This is a genomic window from Luteimonas cucumeris, from assembly GCF_007830035.1.
Classification (GTDB): domain Bacteria; phylum Pseudomonadota; class Gammaproteobacteria; order Xanthomonadales; family Xanthomonadaceae; genus Luteimonas_C; species Luteimonas_C cucumeris.
Genome location: NZ_VLKN01000001.1, coordinates 524,984 through 543,226, shown reverse-complemented (window position 1 = coordinate 543,226; position 18,243 = coordinate 524,984). Strand labels below are relative to the sequence as shown.

The 18,243-nt window shown below is 68.2% G+C and carries 13 protein-coding genes; 4 read left to right on the top strand and 9 right to left on the bottom strand.

The window, feature by feature from the left end; translation table 11 throughout:
• The first annotated feature begins 6 nt into the window (after positions 1–6).
• From IP90_RS16540 to IP90_RS02425, 4 genes are read left to right on the top strand one after another with little or no spacing between them, the layout of a single operon-like run.
• Positions 7–2,361 (top strand): type IV pilus modification PilV family protein, encoded by a 2,355-nt coding sequence (locus IP90_RS16540; protein ID WP_158635248.1) that lies wholly within the window; start codon positions 7–9, stop codon positions 2,359–2,361.
• Positions 2,358–3,422 carry a type II secretion system protein gene (locus IP90_RS02435; RefSeq protein ID WP_144898013.1) on the top strand — a complete coding sequence of 355 codons (1,065 nt, stop codon included), beginning with the start codon at positions 2,358–2,360 and terminating at the stop codon, positions 3,420–3,422. Before IP90_RS16540 ends, IP90_RS02435 begins: the two co-directional genes overlap by 4 nt.
• Complete coding sequence (locus IP90_RS02430) at positions 3,419–4,579, top strand: prepilin-type N-terminal cleavage/methylation domain-containing protein (protein WP_144898012.1); 1,161 nt, start codon at positions 3,419–3,421, stop codon at positions 4,577–4,579. The genes IP90_RS02435 and IP90_RS02430 overlap by 4 nt, the downstream gene beginning before the upstream one ends.
• 46 nt (positions 4,580–4,625) lie before the next feature.
• Positions 4,626–5,324 (top strand): prepilin-type N-terminal cleavage/methylation domain-containing protein, encoded by a 699-nt coding sequence (locus IP90_RS02425; RefSeq protein WP_158635247.1) that lies wholly within the window; start codon positions 4,626–4,628, stop codon positions 5,322–5,324.
• Between the two features lie 889 nt (positions 5,325–6,213).
• On the opposite strand, the gene IP90_RS02420 is transcribed toward IP90_RS02425, so the two are convergent.
• From IP90_RS02420 to IP90_RS02380, 9 genes are all read right to left on the bottom strand, one after another.
• Complete coding sequence (locus IP90_RS02420) at positions 6,214–7,521, bottom strand: FHA domain-containing protein (RefSeq protein WP_158635246.1); 1,308 nt, start codon at positions 7,519–7,521, stop codon at positions 6,214–6,216.
• A gap of 271 nt (positions 7,522–7,792) precedes the next feature.
• Entirely contained in the window at positions 7,793–9,103 is a 1,311-nt protein-coding gene (locus tag IP90_RS02415) for a dicarboxylate/amino acid:cation symporter (RefSeq protein ID WP_144898009.1), read from the bottom strand.
• A 246-nt stretch (positions 9,104–9,349) separates the two neighbouring features.
• Positions 9,350–11,014 carry a BatD family protein gene (locus tag IP90_RS02410; protein ID WP_144898008.1) on the bottom strand — a complete coding sequence of 555 codons (1,665 nt, stop codon included), beginning with the start codon at positions 11,012–11,014 and terminating at the stop codon, positions 9,350–9,352.
• Complete coding sequence (locus IP90_RS02405) at positions 11,011–12,765, bottom strand: VWA domain-containing protein (protein WP_144898007.1); 1,755 nt, start codon at positions 12,763–12,765, stop codon at positions 11,011–11,013. The genes IP90_RS02410 and IP90_RS02405 overlap by 4 nt, the downstream gene beginning before the upstream one ends.
• Positions 12,762–13,775, bottom strand: a complete 1,014-nt coding sequence (locus IP90_RS02400; RefSeq protein ID WP_144898006.1) for a vWA domain-containing protein — start codon at positions 13,773–13,775, stop codon at positions 12,762–12,764. Before IP90_RS02400 ends, IP90_RS02405 begins: the two co-directional genes overlap by 4 nt.
• Positions 13,772–14,233 (bottom strand): DUF4381 domain-containing protein, encoded by a 462-nt coding sequence (locus tag IP90_RS02395; RefSeq protein ID WP_338419607.1) that lies wholly within the window; start codon positions 14,231–14,233, stop codon positions 13,772–13,774. Before IP90_RS02395 ends, IP90_RS02400 begins: the two co-directional genes overlap by 4 nt.
• Positions 14,233–15,147: a DUF58 domain-containing protein gene (locus IP90_RS02390; RefSeq protein WP_242007451.1), complete on the bottom strand. Its 915-nt coding sequence runs from the start codon at positions 15,145–15,147 to the stop codon at positions 14,233–14,235. Before IP90_RS02390 ends, IP90_RS02395 begins: the two co-directional genes overlap by 1 nt.
• A gap of 154 nt (positions 15,148–15,301) precedes the next feature.
• Positions 15,302–16,303 carry an AAA family ATPase gene (locus IP90_RS02385; RefSeq protein ID WP_144898005.1) on the bottom strand — a complete coding sequence of 334 codons (1,002 nt, stop codon included), beginning with the start codon at positions 16,301–16,303 and terminating at the stop codon, positions 15,302–15,304.
• A gap of 134 nt (positions 16,304–16,437) precedes the next feature.
• Positions 16,438–18,207, bottom strand: a complete 1,770-nt coding sequence (locus IP90_RS02380) for a type IV pilus secretin PilQ (protein ID WP_144898168.1) — start codon at positions 18,205–18,207, stop codon at positions 16,438–16,440.
• Positions 18,208–18,243 lie beyond the last annotated feature (36 nt).

The following is an 18,243-nucleotide window of genomic DNA, read 5'->3' as shown; positions in this document are numbered from 1 at the left end:
GCCGCCATGGAATCGCACCCCGTCGCCCCACGTCCGCAGCCGCCGCGCGCGAAGTACGCGCGCGGCTTCAGTCTGCTGGAAACCGCCATGGTCGTGCTGCTGATCGGCGGCGCGATCGCCGTCGGCATGCTGGTGCTGCAGGCGCGCAAGCCGGTGCGGCAGGTGCAGGCACAGGAACAGGCGCTGCAATGGGCCGACCAGGCGCTGGTCGCCTACGCCGCCGCGAACGCGCACCTGCCTTGCCCGGTCAATACGCCGACCAGCGACATCGACGACTGCGTCGGCCCCAACCAGAAAGGCTGGCTGCCGACGCGCGCGCTGGAAGCGGTGCATCCCGGCGGCGGCAGCCCTGGCCAGCCATTGCGCTACATGGTCTATCGCGGCGGCGCTGCCGGCAGTGACCTGGCGGTCGCCAGCAACCAGTTCAGCCCGCACAACTGGAAGCGAGAAGCGCACGACTTCGCCGACATCAACGGCCTCGACCTGTGCGCGGTGATCGCCAACGCCGCGCGCGAAAGCACCAGCGCGGTCAAGGCCGACCGCGCCCGCACCTCCGACATCGACGGCAACGCGATCAACGTCGCCTACGGCCTCAGCGTCGCCGGCCCCACCCCGGGCGACAGCGGCCTGTTCGACGGCCTCAACCAACAATCCGTGGCGTCGATGGAATCACCGGCGCGCGGCGCCGACAGCGGCTACGACGACCGCGTGCGCGTGCGCGAATTCAATACGCTGGCGCAGACGCTGGGTTGCCATTACGCCGATGCGACCAATCCCGATGGCGTCGTACTGGCATCGCTGGACATGCTGGCGCTGGCGGTGGATGTGTCCGATGAGGTGGACGACCAGAACGAGGCGCTGATCCGGGACACGCAGTCGTCCTACGAGATGGCGATCGTCTCGGAAGTGTTTGCGGTACTCAACGTTGCACTGGCCGCAGCCAGCATCGCCAACTCGGTGTCCACCCTGATCGCCGGCTCGACACAGCTGGCGACGGCGGTCGCAACCTGCCCGGTACCGCCCTTCGTGAGCTGCGGCCTGATCGCGCCTTACACGGCCGCGGTCACCTCCGCCGGCGTCGCGATCGGGTTCGCGTCAGGAGCAACGGCACTGGCCGCCAGCGCGCTGGTCGCGATCTCGCTGGGCCTGGACAAGACGAAGCAGGCGCGCGACATGGCCAAGGCCGGCAGCAGCAAGGGCCCGCCGGACATCGCCGGACTCAAGCAGAACGCCTGCATCGCCGCGGAAGGCGGCACGCTTTACGAGAAGGCCGACGAAAACGGCAACATGATCCCGGTGCCTCTCGGCTTCTGGAAGGATGGCCTCAAGCAGGAAGTCGAAAAGCTCGAACAGAAACTGATCCAGACCATCGCCGACCGCGATGCGGCGCAAGCCCGCCTGGATTGGCTCGGCAGGATTCCATCGCACCTGATCGACTATCCGCCCAGGCCGGTGCGGAGAAGCTGGCAGGAATGCGTCACGGACGGCAACGGCAACCAGACCTGTCAGACGAAATACGAGTCCGACGCCTCGTACAACCAGCGCATCGACGACTGGCTGGAGACCAAGCGGCACATGGAAGAGGTGCTGCAGCCGAAGCTGGCCGCGATCCGTGCGGCCGAAGACGCCTACTTCCAGTGGGAAACCACCGTCGAACTGGTGGAGCAAGCGCGCACCGGGCGCGACCAGATGAACGAGGCGATCGGCCAGCTCGCACAGCAAGTCCAGCAGTGCGACCTTTCACCGCCGACCGAACTGGACGCGATACGACGCTGCAGCAACAACCGGGTCGCGTTGATGGGCATGTCCGCCAATCCCTGCAATCCGGACCTGTTGACCGCCGACCAGGTCGAGAAGCGCCAGTGTTTGGCCTGGAAGAACGAGGACCTGCAGGAGGCGGAGGCGAACGAACACGAGGCCCAGCAGGCATACGCCTCGAAGTTCTGGACCGCCTGGACCCTGCCGCAGCCGCCCATTGCCGCGTATCTGGACGATGCCGGCATTCCTGGCCTGCCATGGGTCTGCAGCGTGACCTGGCCGTGCAACGACCTGATCATCCTCGGCCAGCACGACAACGAGAACGACAAGCGCGAAACCTACGCCATGACCTACTACAAGCACCTGGGTCTGGTCGTCGCGGTCGTTGAGCAGACCAAGGAACTGGAAGCCAAGCGCGAAGCCTACGAAGAGGCGCAGGCCCAGTGCGACGCGCTGCGCGCGCTCGAGCTGGGCGGCAGCAATGGGGGCCAGACGATTCCGGTATGGGCCGGCGCCGAGGCGATCCTGCAAGGCGCCAACTGCAAGGGCGCGACCGGACCGGTGCAGCCATCCCTCTGCCCGTCGGCCGGAGCCACGCCATGATCGCACCGCGCCGAAACCGAAACAGAAACGGCGGCTGGTCGCTGGTCGAACTGGCGGTGGTGCTGGCGGTGATCGCGGTGCTCGGCCTCGTATTGTGGCGCGTGTTGCCGCTGGCGCCCAAGGTCGCCGCCGACGAGATCGCCGCACGCGAACTGGCCAGCGCCGAACAGGCGCTGCTCGGTTACGCGCTGGCGCACAACCGGCTGCCGGCACCGGTAGGTGCGGGCCTGCTTCCGGTCGACACGCTGGGCCTGCCGTCGCGGATGAAGCTGCGCTACCAGGTGCAGGCCGCATTGACGACCGCGCCAGACGATGACTTCAAGCCGCTGCTGCCACCGGAACTGGTTCCGACTGTGCCGACGCCGGCACCGACCCAGGTCAACGGCCTCGACCTGTGCATGACGCTGAAGTCGATCAGTGAGTTCCCGCTGCCGGACATGCAGGGCGTGCCGACTGCGTTCGCGTTGATGCACACCGGCCCGGCCGGGCACGACCAGGCCAAGAGCATGTCGTTCGCGCTGCCTGGCAGCGCCGACCTGGGCACGCGCAAGGTTGTCGCAGTCGGCCCCGGCGAACTGGCCAGCCGTCTGGCCTGTCCCGACCGCGTCGCCCGCACCCACGGCGCAGTGCGTTCCGCCTACGCCGCGTACGACATGGCGCGGATCGCGCAGGAGTACCAGGAGTTCCGCGTGTTCGCGATCCAGGTCGCGGAGATGAACGAGAAGAACGCGCACACCGGCGTGGTCTTCGCCGGTTTCGACATCGCCTGGGGCGTGGTGGTCGAGGCGATCGCGATCCTGCAGACCGCGGCCGGCTGGCCGCCGGAAGGCATCAGCATTGCCACCGGCATCGCCTCTCACGCGCTGGCCACCGCGCAGCTGGCGGTCGCGATCGTGAACATGGTGTCGGCCGAAGCCGGGCTGGAGGAAGCCAAGGAGGCCGTCACCGTGGCCGAGGCACAGCGCGACGCCGCCAACGTCAACCTGACCCGCATGCAGACGCTCGCCGACAGCACCCGGCGGCATGCGGTGCGACTGGACCAGAACGGACTGCAGCCATGACCGCACGCATCGACCACCGCCAGCGCGGCTTCTCGCTGGTCGAACTGGCCGTGGTGCTGGTCGTCCTCGGCCTCGTCACCCTGCTGCTGGTGCGCTTCCTGGGCACCGCTGCGCACGAGCAGCGCGAAGTCGCCAGCCGCAGCCTGCTGACCCGCGCCGACGACGCCCTGCTGGCCTACGCCATGGTCAACAGCCGCCTGCCCTGTCCGGACAGCGATGGTGGCGGCATCGAGGACTGCGCCGCGGGCCAAGTCGGCCGCCTGCCATACAAGACGCTCGGCCTGCCGGACGCCAATGCGCGCAGGATCCGCTACGGCGTGCTGCGTCGCCCCGCCTCGCGCCGCGAAGACGCCGACCTGACCGACAAGCGCGACCGCTACGACCCGCTGCAGGTGATCGGCGAGACCGGGACCGAATTGCCATTGAACCCCGCTACAGCAAACGGGCTAGACCTGTGCTGGGCGCTGCGCAATGCCGGTCAGTTGCCGCTGGATACCGGCTACCTGCACGTCACCCGCGCCGCGGCCAGCAGCCAGCCCGAGGCGCATGTCGCCTACGCGCTGGCGCTTCCACGTGGCGGCGGCGACTTCAGCAGCCACCAGAGCGGCTCCACGCCCGCATTCGACTCGCCGCGTCGTCCGCAGGGCCCGACTTACCACGACCGCGTGCTGGCCGTCGGTCTCGACCAGCTGTGGACGCGGATGCGCTGCGGCGACAACCTCGCTGCCGCCGGCCACGCGCATTTCAACGCGGCGGCATCGATCGCGCTGATGCACGTCGCGATGAAGGACTACAAGAAGCAGCTGGCGATCTCGGTGAAGCTGGCCGAGGCCAACGTCGCCAACGGTGCCGGCGCGGTCCTGGCCGGCGCATCGGCGACCGCCGGCGCGGCCGGCGGCATTGCCGACACCATCGCCGAGGGCCTGCTCACGTTCGGCGCGGTCGCGACCTACAAGGTGGCGCTGGCCTCGGTGGCCACCGCAGCCGCCGTAGCGGTCACCATCACTGCCTCGGTGATGACCGGCTACGCCGATTCCGCGCTCACGGCGGCCGAGCAGGCTTACGAGGACGTCGATCCCCGCATCGATGAAGCCGCCGCGCTGGAACCCCAGGTACTCGAACACGCCAAGACCGGCGACGCCGCCGGCCTGTACTGAACACCCCGGCGTCATGCACATCACCGACGCCCCGCAGGAAACCGACATGCCTCTTCAACGCCATTGCCGTCGTTCCCGCCACACCAGCGGCTTCACCCTCGTCGAAATGTCGGTGGTGCTGGTCATCATCGCGCTGGTCGTCGGTGCGATGACGGTGGGCCGCGACGTCTACCGCAGCGCCGCGGCCGAGCGGCTGAGCCACGACTTCGTGCAGGCCTGGGTGCTGGCCTACCAGCACCACGTCGACGGCGCCGGCGTTGTGCCGGGCGACAACTTCGACAACCCCAGCGGTCGGGTCAACAACGGCCTCAACAATTTCCTGTGCGACGACAACCTGCTCAACGCCATGCTCGCGCGCGGCGTGACGCTGCCGGCCGGTCGCGCGGAAGGACTCAACAACCGCTACGTCTACCAGGACAGCCGCGGCCAGCCGCACGAACTGCGCGCGTGCTTCGGCGCAGTGCAATGGTCCGAACCGCAGGGCAGCGTCGGCAACTACGGCACGCGCACGCGCAACGTGCTGCGCCTGGAAGGCCTGACTCCGGAGCTGGCGCGGCTGCTGGACAGCAAGGTCGACGGCGGCATCGACGCACGCCACGGCCAGTGGCGCGAGGCAGGCATGCACGACGCCAATGTCGCCGCCGCCAGCCCCTGGAGCCTGGAATCCGACGACACCATGAGCGGCTTCACCGGCCCGGACGAACAGGAAGCCGAGGTCAGCGCGTACCTGCGCATGACCCAGTGATCGCGGGTTTCGGAGGCTGCAGCGGCTTCGCTGGCCTCCGGCCGGGACTTTTTGCCCCTCCATCGGGGCTCCTTCGCCTCTCGGCCGAGACTTTTTGCCGCTCGATCGGGACTTTTTGCCCCTCGGCTGGAGCTCATGTGCCCTCCTGGCGGGACTTTTTGCCCCTCCGCCGGGGCTCCCGTGCCCCTCGGTCGGGACTTTTTGCCCTTCGGCCGGGGCTCCTGCGCCCCTCGGTCGGGACTTTTTGCCCCTCGACCACGGCTCCCGTGCCCCTCGGCCGGGACTTTTTGTCGAACTGCCGGGGCTCCCTTGCCCCGACGGACTTTCTGTCCTTCGGCGGGGCAACGAAGCAACAGCACTCGCGGTTAGTCGCTGTCAGCACGAAGCGATAGTCCCCCGTGTCACTCCATAGACCCGGAGGGCGGCGGCCATGGATGGCCGCCGTTTTCCGACCGAGCCATGGATGGCGAGTCGGAAAATCGCGTGCCACAACCCACCTTGCAGGATTGATTCGTCGGGGAAGGGCCTTCTCTTTGGTTACTTTCTCTTGGCCCCATCAAGAGAAAGTGACCCGCACGCGCAGCGGGCGGAAGCTGCTGACCTTGCGGCAAGAGCAGCGGAGCAGGCGTCGCAATACCAGCAAGGAGCAAAGTCGCTGGATTGTTCGCGCAGCTCACCCCGTCGGGGCCGTCCTTCGGACGTTCTGCGCTGCGCGCTTGTCCCGCCTTCGCGGGGATGACGGCTTTTAAAGGCAGAAGCAGCAGAACGAGCCTCCGCTCAAGACGCTTTAGGGACGGGCCGCGATTGAACGCCACGTCAGTCAAAACATCTGCATGAACTCGTTCGCGGTGACACCCGCCTGTTTGAGCAGGCCAAGTCCGCCCTCGCATCAGCGCGTCGTCGGCACTTCGTCTTCCATGGTCGGCAGGTCGTCGCCGCGGACGAAGCGCAGCACCGTCTCGCCCAGCACCACGTGGTCGCCGTCGGCCAGTTCGGCTTCCTGCACGCTAGCGTCGTTGACGCGGGTGCCGTTGGTCGAGCCGAGGTCGCGGATGCGGAAGTCCTCGCCTTCGCGCCAGATCGCGCAGTGCTGGCGCGATACGGTTTCGTGCGCGATGCACAGTCCGTTGTCGCGCGAACGCCCGATCACCAGCGGTGCGGTGGTGATCGCGATGCGGCGACGCCGTTGCGCGCCTTCGGCGACGATCAGCCAGCCATCGCCGCTGCCGCGCGCGGGCAGCGATCCGGTCGTCTGTGGCCGCGTATGCAGAGTGGACGGTGCATCGAAAAAACCACTGGCGGCGACATCGTCGGCACCCGGATCGCTGCGGATCCAGTGTTTCAGGCGCCGCATCAACGCCTTCTCGCTCGACCCGCCCGCTGCCGGCGTCGCCAGTCCGCGCCGGTATTCGGCTTCGATCTGCGCGGCCAGTGCCTGCGTGCGCGGCTCCGGCGTGGTCGCCAGTTCGGTCTGCAGGCTGGTCGCCAGCGTGCGGTATTGCACCAGCGCCGGCTGGTACAGACCGGCGGCGGCCAGCAGCCGCATGAACTCGCGCTGGTGTTCCTCGTTCCACTCGTCCAGCGCCACCAGCCGGCGCGCGCTGATGATCGCCTGCGGCAGCCGGCCGCGCGCCTGCTGCGCGCGACACAGGCGGGTCAGCAGTTCGCGCGTGCTCGCCGCCAGCCGCTGCCGCGCCAGCCGCAGCCAGTCTTCGTAGCTGTCGCAGTCGGGCAACGACAATCCGGCCATGAAATCGCCACCGAGCAGACCGACATGCTGCTCGACCGCGGCCAGCGCGGTGTCGTCCGGTTCGTCCAGCAACAAGGCTTCGGCGGCTTCGAGCATCTGCAGGTCGATGGCCACTTCCTGGCACGGAAACAGGCCCACCGTGTCGCGGCTCACGGTCATCAGGCGCGCGCCACCGTGCTGGTCGAGCACATGGTTGAGGTCGGCCAGCACCTGGCGCAGGTTGGTGCGCGCGGCGATCGGCGACAGCTCCGGCCACAGCAGTTCGGCGAGTTCCTCGCGCGGGTGGTGGCGACCGCGTTCGACCGCCAGATAGCCCAGCAGCGCCCAGCCCTTGCGGTAACGGATCGATGCGCCGGTGTCCGCGCCCTCGGTGGTCAGGCGACGTTCGCCGAGCAGGTGCAGTTTCAGCATGGCCGTGCCCTGCGCGCGCGCAGATCGCGAACGCACGTGTGCGCATCGGGCCAACGCTTCGCCGCGTTGACCGGCCTGTCCGCTGCTTGTGCATGCCGGCGCGATCGCAACCGCCATGTCATGACACGCCGCAATGCGCGGCGAGCCGGTGGCCGGTGATCGCAGACACCGACCCCATCCGGCGCAAACATCCGCTTCCCCCATCGTCGACGGATTGCGTCGACCCCCTGACGGAGTTTACCGCGTCAGCGCTGCCTGCAGTCCGCAGCGGTTTCCAACCACGGTGGGTGGCAGAGCCGCGCCGGATTCAGTCCGCCAGGCTCGGCCCATCCTTCTCGCCGCGCGACACCATCGCCGCGATGCCCAGGTCGCCGGTGACGTTGACCGTGGTGCGGCACATGTCGAGGAAGTGGTTCACGCCCAGCACCAGGCCGATGCCTTCCGGCGGCACGCCGACCATCGCGCAGATCAGCGCCACCACCGGCAACGAGCCCGACGGTACGCCGGCCGTGCCGATGCCGCCAAGGATGCACACCAGCATCACCATCACCTGCTGGCCCAGGCTCAGGTCGACGCCGAAGAATTGCGCCAGGAAGATCACCGTCACGCCTTCGAACAGCGCCGTGCCGTTCTGGTTGGCGGTGGCACCGACGGTCAGCACGAAGCGCGACACCTTGCGCGGCAGGCGCAGTTCCTCGTCGGCCACGCGCAGCGCGGTCGGCAGCGTGGCGTTGCTGGACGCGGTGGAGAACGCCATCAGCATCGCTTCCTGCACGCCCTTGAAGAATTTCGCCGGCGAGTAGCCGCCGATGAACTTCAGCGCCGCCGAATACACCACCAGCATGTGGAAGGCGAGCGCGGCAACCACCACCAGCACGTAGGCGCCCAGCCGCAGCAGCAGGTCCCAGCCGAACAGTACCGCCAGGTTGAACATGAAGCAGAACACCGCGTACGGCGCGAGGCGGATCACCAGGCCGATCAGCGTCATCGACACTTCGAACAGGCCTTCGATGCCGCGGCGCAACGTCTCGATCGCCGGCGTGGCCTTGCTCAGCACGATGCCGACGCCGAACATCAGTGCGAAGAACATCAGCGCCAGGATGCTGGCGTTGCTCGATGCCGCGCCGATCACGTTCTGCGGCACGATCGACAGCAGCATGTCCATGCCGCGCGGCTGCACCGCGCTGTCGCGGACGATGGCCTGGGTGCGCTCGGCGCTTTCGCTCAGCAGCTGCTGCGCGAGCGCCTGGTCGACACCGGTGCCGGGCTGGAACAGGTTGACCATCAACAGGCCGACGATCACCGCGATACCGGACAGCAGCACGGTATAGGCCAGCGTGCGCCAGCCGATCCGTCCCAGCGAGCGGATGTCGCCCATCTCCGACACGCCGACCACCAGCGCCGAAAACAGCAGCGGCACGATCAGCATGAAGATCAGGCTCAGGAACAGCGTGGCGAACGGCTGCGTGACGTACTTGGTCAGCCACTGCACCCAACCGGTGTCGGCACCGATGCCGTAATGCACCAGCATGCCCAGCAGCAGGCCGGCGAAGAAGCCGATCGCGATCTTCCAGTGCAACGGCATCTTATGGGGTGGCGGAGTGCGTTCGTCGGCCATGCTGGTTCCCGCTCGAAGTCGCGGCAGGATAACCCATGGGCGCCGGAGCTTCCGGATGTGGGCCCGCGATGTTTCCGGACATGCGGTCGGTACTTGGGATTCGGCTGATGGTTTTTTGCTGTCACCCCGAACGCAGTGAGGGACCTGCTTTCGGATTTGTGCGATGCACAAGCAGATCCCTCACTGCGTTCGGGATGACAAAGTGAGTGAGCCGCGCAGCTCCATTCCAGCGATGGCGGACGCGATCTAGGCCGCGCCGCGCCCCGGATACAGCGGCGGCAATGGCGATTCCTTGGCCACCCCGCTCTGCCGCCATGACGGACCAGCCTTGAATGCGTCTCGCAATGCGGCGCGTGCGGCGACGGCATCGCCACCGCCCCAGCGCGCGCGACGCAGCTGTTCGACCGCATCGCGTTGCGCGCCATCATCGAGCCGTTGCAGCAAGGCATCGAGGTCCGTCACTGGCGGCGTCGCCATGGTACAGAGCGTGTCGGTGATGTCGGCGAGATCGCCGGCGTCGAGCACGCGCTTCAGGTCGGACAGCGACTGCCCGCCGGCAGCGACCGTCGTCGCCTTCATCGGTGCGGAAGTCGCGACCGCGCCATGGCGGCGGTGCAATCCCCAGGCCAGCGTCAGCAGCCACAGCAGCGCGAACACCACCGTGGTCACCGCCCACACGCCGACGCCGTGCTGCACGCCGGGGATGCGGATCCAGCGTTGCGTGTTTTCGGGCTGCGCTGCCGTCGTCGGCGCAACCGGCGCGCGGGTGTTGCCGGAACCCGGCGCCACCTGCAAGGCCAGTGGCGGCAAGGTGGCGGTTTTCGCCGCGTCGGCGCGTACATCCCACCATCCCAGGCGTGGTCCCTGCAGCGTCAGCTTGCCGTCGCGTGCCGGCACGATCGAAAAGCGACGCGTCAGCTTCACCTGCGGACGGCCGTCGACGAAACTTTCGTCGCTCTGCACCGGCTCGGCGAACACCTGCGCGCCATCGCTGCCGGACAGCTGCAGTTCCGGCATCTGCGCTGCCGTCGCGCCGTCGGCCGTCGCCTCGATCACCACCGTCGCCGCTTCGCCGGCACGCGCCTGCTGCGGTGTGGCGATGTAGCGCAGGCGCAGGTCGCGCAAGGGCAGCCACGGCTGCGGCGCATTGGTCGGCACCGGCAGCACTTTCAGGAATCGCGGCGCGCTGCTGGCACGCAGTTCGCGTTGTCCATCGCCGAGCATGTCGTCGAAGAAACCGCCGGCGCCACGACCGCGGAAACGCGCAGCGGGAATGTTCAAGGTGCCGCTGCGCTCGGGAATCAGCAGCATGCGTCGTTCGACCACGTTGTAGCGGCGGCCGTCTATTTCGCGCGCGTACTGCAGGTCCTCGCCGACGCGCTGCATCGATGCGCCCTCGGGCGTGTCCAGCTCCAGTTGGCCGGACAGCAGGGGCACCGCGTAGTACAGCCGCATCACCAGGCCGACGGCCTGCTGCACGTAGGGCTCCTCATCGTCGACCTCGACCTCGATGAAGACCTGGCCACCCGTGCGCGCCGGCGCTGCGGCCGCAGGCGTGACGGTCAGCGTCAACGGCTGCGTGCGCTGCGTGCCGACTTCCAGCGCGGGAATCTCCAGCGCGCCCTCGCGCCTGGGCTCCAGCGCCACCGCGTACAGCACGCGCGAGCGGCTCTGGCCGTTTTCCATCACGAACTGGCGGCTGCTGGTGTGGCCGCTGAGCTCGAAATCGCGCAGCAGCGCGGAGTAATCCGGCGCATCGGTGCCGGACTGGTCGGTCTCTATGTTGAGCGTGGCGGTTTCGCCCAGCGCGATCTGGTCGCGGTCCAGCCAGGCACGTGTCTGTGCCTGCAGCGCGAACGCCGGCAGCAACAACGACAGCAGGATGATGATGCGCGCGACGCTACGACTCATGGTGATGATCCGGATTGTTGGCGGCGTTCCTGTTCCAGCCTGAATTTCGCACGCAGCAGGCCGCCGGGGTCGTCCGGCACGCGCCGCAGCCAGGCTTCATTGGCCTGGCGGCGTTCGCGCTCGGCCGGGGTTTCGACGCGGGCCTGGGCCGGCTGCGGCTCGCCTTCGGCCTTCTCCTGTCGCGGCTGCTCCATCGCGCGCTGCATGCGTTCGCGCTGCGCGGCATCGGCGGCCTCCTGTTCGGCGTTGTCCTGCGGCCTGGTTTCGGCCCCGGACTGGCCCTGTTTTTCCTGTTTCGCGGGATCCGGTGGCGTCGGCGGAGGTTGCTGCTGAGAAGCATCGCCGTCGCCGGAAGAAGGCGAGGACGGCTGCGACTGCTCGCCCTGGTTCTTGTCCGGTTTCGAATCCTGCTTCGAATCCTTGTTCTTCTTTTCCTGCTTGCCGCCCGGCGGCGGCTTGCGCTTCATCGCCGCTTCGACCGCGCGCTTGTTGGCGATCGCATCGTCCATGCCGGGCTGGGCCTTGAGCGCGCGGTCGTAAGCGGCGATGGCTTCCGGATAACGGCCGGCCTTGGCCAGCGCGTTGCCATGGTTGTAGTGGCCGTCGGCGCTGTCGATGCCTTGCCACGCTTTCTCCGCCGCCGCGAAATCCTGCTTGCGGTAGGCCTCTACGCCCTGCAGCAGTTGCTGGTGCGCCTGCTGGTCGGCGCGCCGCCATAGATCGCCGTCGGCAGCGCGGACCGGAGACATCGGCAATGCGACGCACAGCAGCAGCGCGGCCGTCGCCGACGCACCGCCGCGACGGAACGCAAACAGCGCCAGCAACAGCAACGGCGGCAGCAGCCAGTAACCGCCGTCCTGCCAGTGATAGCCCTTTTCGCCACGCGACGCCGCGCCGCCGGCCTGTGGTGGTTCAAGCACGCCGAGCGCGCGCAGATCGCCATCGCCGGTGGTGGCGGTGGCGTAACTGCCGCCGGCCGCGCGTGCCATCGCGCGCAGGGAGGCTTCGTCCAGCCGTGTCTGCGCGATCGTGCCGCCGGCCGTGCGATAGGCCGCGCCAGTGGTGCTGCCCAGGCCCAGCGCCGACACGCGATAGCCGGCGCGCGACGCGCGCTGCGCCGCCGCGATCGCATCGCCATCGGCATGATCGGTCAGCAGCAGGATGTCGCCGCGATCGAACCCGGCCTGCTTCAGCAGTTGCACCGACACGTCGATCGCGCGATCGCCGCGGCTGCCATCCATCGGCATCACGTCCGGCGCCAGCGCATCGAGGAACAAGGCGAGGTTGGCCGCATCGTCGGTCAACGGTGCGACGGTAAACGCATCCGCCGCAAACGCCACCAGTCCCACCTGGCCGCCGCTGCGCTCGCGCAGCAGGGCCGCGATCTTGGCGCGCGCCTGCAGCAGGCGCGTCGGCGGCAGGTCCGCCGCCAACGTGGCGCTGGACAGGTCGAGCGCGATCACCAGCGGCGCGCGCGTCTGCCACAACGGCTGTTCGACCTGTCGCCAGGATGGTCCGGCCATGGCGAGCACGGCCAGCGCATAGGCGATCATCGCCCACAGGCCGAAGCCGCGCGCGACCGGACTGCTGCGCTCGAGCAGGTGCGGCAGCAGGTGCGGATCGATCACCTCGCGCCAAACGCTCTCGCGCTTGCGGCGCGCATTCCATCCGGCCCACAACAACGGCAGCGCCAGCAACGCCCACAACCAGTGCGGGCGCAGCCAATGCAACGTGGTCGGCCAATCGATCATGCCGACCTCCGCATCGGCAGCGCGAACGCCAGCAGCGACAACGCCAGTGCGCCCGCCAGTGGCCACGGATAGCGCTCGATGCGCGGACGCACGCGTTGACCGGGACGCTGCACCGGCTCGATGCGGTCGATCTCGGCGTAGATGCCGGCCAGCGTTTCGGTATCGCGCGCGCGGAAGAAACGGCCACCCGTTGTTTTCGCGACCGCCTCCAGCGTGGTTTCGTCGATTTCGTCCTCGCCGCCAGGACCCGGCAGGCGGAATCCGAACACCGACAGGCCACCTTCGCCGCCGAACGCGATGGTGTGCACGCGCACGCCGTCGTTCTTCGCCAGCTCCGCGGCCTTGATCGGCGTCAGTGCGCCGGCGGTGTTGACGCCATCGGTCAGCAGGATTACCACCCGCTGTTCCGCCGGCTGCGTGCGCAGGCGCTTCACGGCGAGTCCGATCGCGTCGCCGATCGCGGTTTCGCGGCCGGCCAGGCCGACCACACTGTCGCGCAACTGGTCGCGCACGGAATCGCGATCCAGCGTCAGCGGCGTCAAGGTGTACGCGCGTTGGCCGAACACCAGCAGGCCGATGCGATCGCCGGCGCGACGATCGAGGAAGTCGGCCAGCACCGCCTTGGCGGCGGTAAGGCGGTCGACGACATTGCCGCCCAGCGCCATGTCCTCCTCGCTCATGCTACCGGACAGGTCCACCGCCAGCATCAGGTCGCGCCCGACCTGCGGCGGCGCGATCGCCGGACCCAGCTGCTGCGGGCGTGCCGCGGCGATGCACAGCAATCCCCAGGCCAGCCAGGCCAGCACATGCGCATGTCCGCCGGCGCCGCCACCGCCCTGCGTGGCGATCGCATCGAGGCGCTCGTCGAACGGCACCTTAAGCGCCGCCGACGCACTGCGTCGCGGCGGCAACAGGCGTCGCGCCAGCCACGGCAGCGGCAACGCCAGCAGCCACCACGGCCAGGCGAACAGGTCGAACAGCTCACGCAACGCGGACAGGCCCTCGCTCATCGGCGTACCGCCATCAGCTGCAGATAGCGGCGCCGTGCCAGCGGCAATACCTCGGCAAGCTGCTGCGCATCGATGTCGCGACGATAGCCGCCGTCCAGCAGCAGGCGACCGGCACCGCTGGAGAACACCTGCCGTGCATCGTCGCCATCAAGAAAGCGCAACCAGGCATCGCCGTACAGGCGATCGGCAGCCGGATCGTGCCGGCGCGCCGCGCGCCGCAGCAGTTCCGACATCGCGGCAACGCCTGCGCTCGCCGTCGGCGCCTGCGCGACCGCGTCATCGAACAGCGCGACGATGGCACGCTGTCGCCGCTTGAGCCGCACGACGAACCAGCAGGCCACGGCGACTGCGATCAGCAGGATCGCCGCCAGCATCCACCAGCCCGGCGCCGGTGGCCACCAGCCCGGCGCGGCCGGTTGATGGATGTCGCGCAGCACCAGCGTATCGGGCGACACCATCACGCCACCCTGGCCTGCGCGCGACCGAGCAATGGCAACCAGGCATCGCTGCGCGCATCGCTGGACAACGACTGCACGCGCACGCCGCTCGATGGCAGCTGCTCCAGAGCCGCTTCGACAGGATTGCCGAACTCCTGCCGCCAGCGCTGGCGTTGTGCCGGGTTGGCCAGGTCGAGTTCGATGCGATGATCGCGCGCCGCGAACGGCAGCAAGGCCTTGGGCGGCTGGCTTTCGAGCGGATCGGTCAGCAGCAGCACGATCACTTCGTTGTGCTGCGCCAGCGCCGGCCAGCGTCGCGGCGGCAAGGACGCGACGCTGCGCGGATCGGCGAGCACGACCAGGCGCGAACCGGGTCGCAGCACGCGCGCCGCGTGGTCCAGCGCGACCGCGAGCCCGGCATCGTCGGTTGGCGCTGCCGCATACCAGCGCACCAGGGCATCCAGCACGCGCAACGCACCGCGAGGTCCGGCCGCAGGCGCCACCGGCGGCTCGCAACGGCTGCCTCGCAATGCCGCAAGGCGGTCGCCATCGCGCACCGCCGCCCAGGCCGCAACCGCGCCCGCACGCGCGGCCTGCACCGACTTGAAGCGCACGCGCGTACCGAAATACAGCGCCGGCGCGGTATCTGCGACGATCAGCGTCAGCCGTTCGCGTTCCGCCTGGAACAGCTTCGTGTGCGGCTTGCCGCTGCGCGCGGTCAGGCGCCAGTCGATGTGGCGCGCGTCGTCGCCGCGCGCGTATTCGCGCGATTCGGCGTACTCCATGCCGCGCCCGCGCAATGGCGACAATGCATGGCCGCTGCTGCCGTAATGGCCGCGCTTGGCCGGACGTCGCCCCTGCGCGGTGCTGCGCAGCGCGATCAGTTCGGACAGCGTCGGCGTGATGCCGGGCGTGCGGAAATCGGGAATCGCCAAGATCAAGGGCCTCGGCCAATGAACTCGCGCCTGTGCACTGGCGGGTCGAGGCGATCAAGGTACTGTCCGCCGGCGTCCGGCTTTCCGGAATTCAGCGGTAGGCGCAAACGCGTCGCCTTACCGATTCCCGACTCCCGATTCCCGGTTCCTGGCCTCACGGTAACGGTACCTTGTCCAGCAGCGCGGCGACCAGGCGGTCGCCGTCCCAGCCTTCGGCGGTGGCCTCGTAGCTCGGCAGGACGCGATGGCGCAGCACGTCCGGCGCGATCGCGCGCACGTCATCGGGAGTGACGAAGTCGCGTCCGGCCAGCCAGGCACGTGCGCGGGCGCAGCGTTCCAACGCGATCGAGCCGCGCGGGCTTGCGCCCCAGGCGATGCGGCGCGCGAGTTCGGCGTCGTAGCGCTGCGCTTCGCGCGAGGCCAGCACCAGTTCGATCAGGTAACGCTCCACCGCGGGGGCCAGGTGCAGGTCGAGTACCGCGGCGCGCGCGGCGAAAAGATCCGCCATCGGCATCTTGGCGACCGCGGCGGCGGTCGACTGCAGCGTCTCGCGCGCCTGCGCGCGCGCCAGGTTCAGGATTTCGGCCTCGGCGGCAGCTTCCGGATAGCCGATCCGCACGTACATGAGGAAGCGGTCGAGCTGCGCCTCCGGCAACGGGAACGTGCCTTCCTGCTCGATCGGATTCTGCGTGGCCATCACCAGAAAGAGTTTTGGCAGCGGATAGGTATGGCGGCCGACGGTGACCTGGCGTTCGCCCATCGCTTCGAGCAGTGCGGACTGCACCTTGGCCGGCGCACGATTGATCTCGTCAGCCAGCAGCACCGGATGGAAGATGGGCCCCGGCTGGAACTCGAAACGCCCGTCCTGCGGCCGCCAGACTTCGGTGCCGGTCAGATCGGCCGGCAGAAGGTCGGGCGTGAACTGCACGCGCGCGAAATCGGCGTCCAGGCGCGAGGCCAGGGCCCGGATCGCGCTGGTCTTGGCCAGGCCGGGCGCACCTTCGACCAGCAGATGGCCATCGGCCAGCAAGGCGATCAGGAGCCGCTCGATCAGCGCCTGCTGGCCGACGATCGTCTCCGAAAGGCGATCCGACAGCTCGCGGAAGGCCTGGTGGAGCCTCGGGGCTGCGGCGATTTCCTCGTTGCGGCTATCCATACTCGATCTGCGGCCTGTGGGGTCTGGGCGCAGTTTGACCGACTCAGGCTGAATTGGTTCGCGATCGCCGTCGCGCACCACAAAAGCAAACGGGGCCCGAAGGCCCCGCTGCTGTGCCACAAGTCATGCAGGTATCAGTGATCGCGTTGCGCGACGCGCAGCACCTTCGGCGTGACGAAGATCAGCAACTCGGCCTTTTCCTTGTTGCGACCCTTCTTGCGGAACAGGTTGCCGAGGAACGGAATGTCGCCCAGGAACGGCACCTTGGTGACGCTGTTGCGATCGGTGAACTCGTACACGCCGCCGATCACCACGGTCTGTCCGTCCTCGATCAGCGCGGCGGTGTTCACCTCGCGCTTGGAGATCTGCGGCACGTCGCCGATGTCGGTATCGGTGAAGCCATCGATCTCGTCTTTTTTGACGTTCAACGCGAGAAACACCCGGTTGTCGTTGGTGATGGTCGGAGTGACCTTCAGTTCCAGTAGCACGTCCTTGAACTGGACGTTCGGCAGCGCCTGGCCGCCTCCGGTGCCGACACCGGTCAGCGTCACGTAACCGACCTCCTTGCCCTGGCGGATCACCGCCTCGCGCTGGTTGCTGGTCAGTACGCGAGGATTGGAGATCACTTCGCCGCGCTCTTCGCGCTGCATCGCCGACAGCTCGAGATCGATGGAAAAATTGGCACCGAGCAGCGTATAGGCGATCGAGCCGGCCGGGTTGGTCACCGGAAGGTTCACGTTCAAACCGTCCGGAATGATGTGCTCGCCGTCCTCGGTGATGGAAACGTTGTTCAGCAGGTTGCCGCTCGTGACTGCCTGGTTGCCGCCATACATCTTTGTGCCCGCCACGCCGAAACGCGCGCCCAGTTCGCGGGCAAAGGTATCGGTGGCAATGACGATGCGGGCCTCGATCAGCACCTGGTCGACCGGACGATCGATCTCATTGATCAGTTCCTTCATCGCCGTAATTTTCTTCGGGATGTCGCTGATCATCAGCGTGTTGGTGCGGCCGTCGGCGACCAGGCGGCCACGTGGCGACAGGAAGCCACTGTCCTGATTATTGCTTTGACCGCCCCCGCCGATGCCCTTGGCCTCGGTCAGCGCCTTGTAGATGTCGACGGCGTTGTGATAGTTGATGCGAATGTATTCAGTGGTCAGGCCCTCGCGGTTCTCCAGCTCGATGCGGGCGTTCTCGCGGTCTTGCTCGAACTTGGCGATCTCCGCCTGCGGCGCCACCCAGATCACGTTGCCGTCGCGGCGCTTGTCCAGTCCCTTGGCGCGCATGACGATTTCCAGCGCCTGGTCCCACGGCACATTGATCAGGCGCACGGTGATGTTGCCCTGCACCGTGTCCGAAGCCACCATGTTGAGCTTGGATTCCTCGGCGATGAACTGCAGCACGGTACGCACCGGCACGTCCTGGAAGTTGAACGATACCGGTGCGCCGGTGAACGCACGCGCCGGCGCCGTCTGGCCGGCGGCAATCGCCGACTTCACTGCGCCACGGGCCTGCGACGAGGCGCGCGGCACGACTTCGACGATGTAGTCGCGACCGGTCTGGTAGGCCAGCGATTCATACGGGCCACTGGTGCTGAGCACCAGGCGCGTGCCCTTGCCGTTGCCCTGCGCATCGATCTGCCGGACCGGCGTGGCGAAATCGGTGACGTTGAGCGGTTTCTGCAGGGCCGGAGGCAACGAGGCATTGCCGACGTCGACGATCACGTTGGAACCGTCCTTGCGCAGGTCCGGCACCGCCCCATCGCCGCTGAAGCGCAGGATCAGCTTGCCTGCGCCGCCATCGCCGCGCTTGAAGTCGATGTCGGAAACGGCGAGCGCACCCGGCACGCGGGTGGCCGGATCGACCGCGACCGCCACGGTCTGCGCGGTCAGCGGCAGCGCCGCCATGCCGTCGGGACGTGCGGCCCCGGCGCCGGCTGCTGC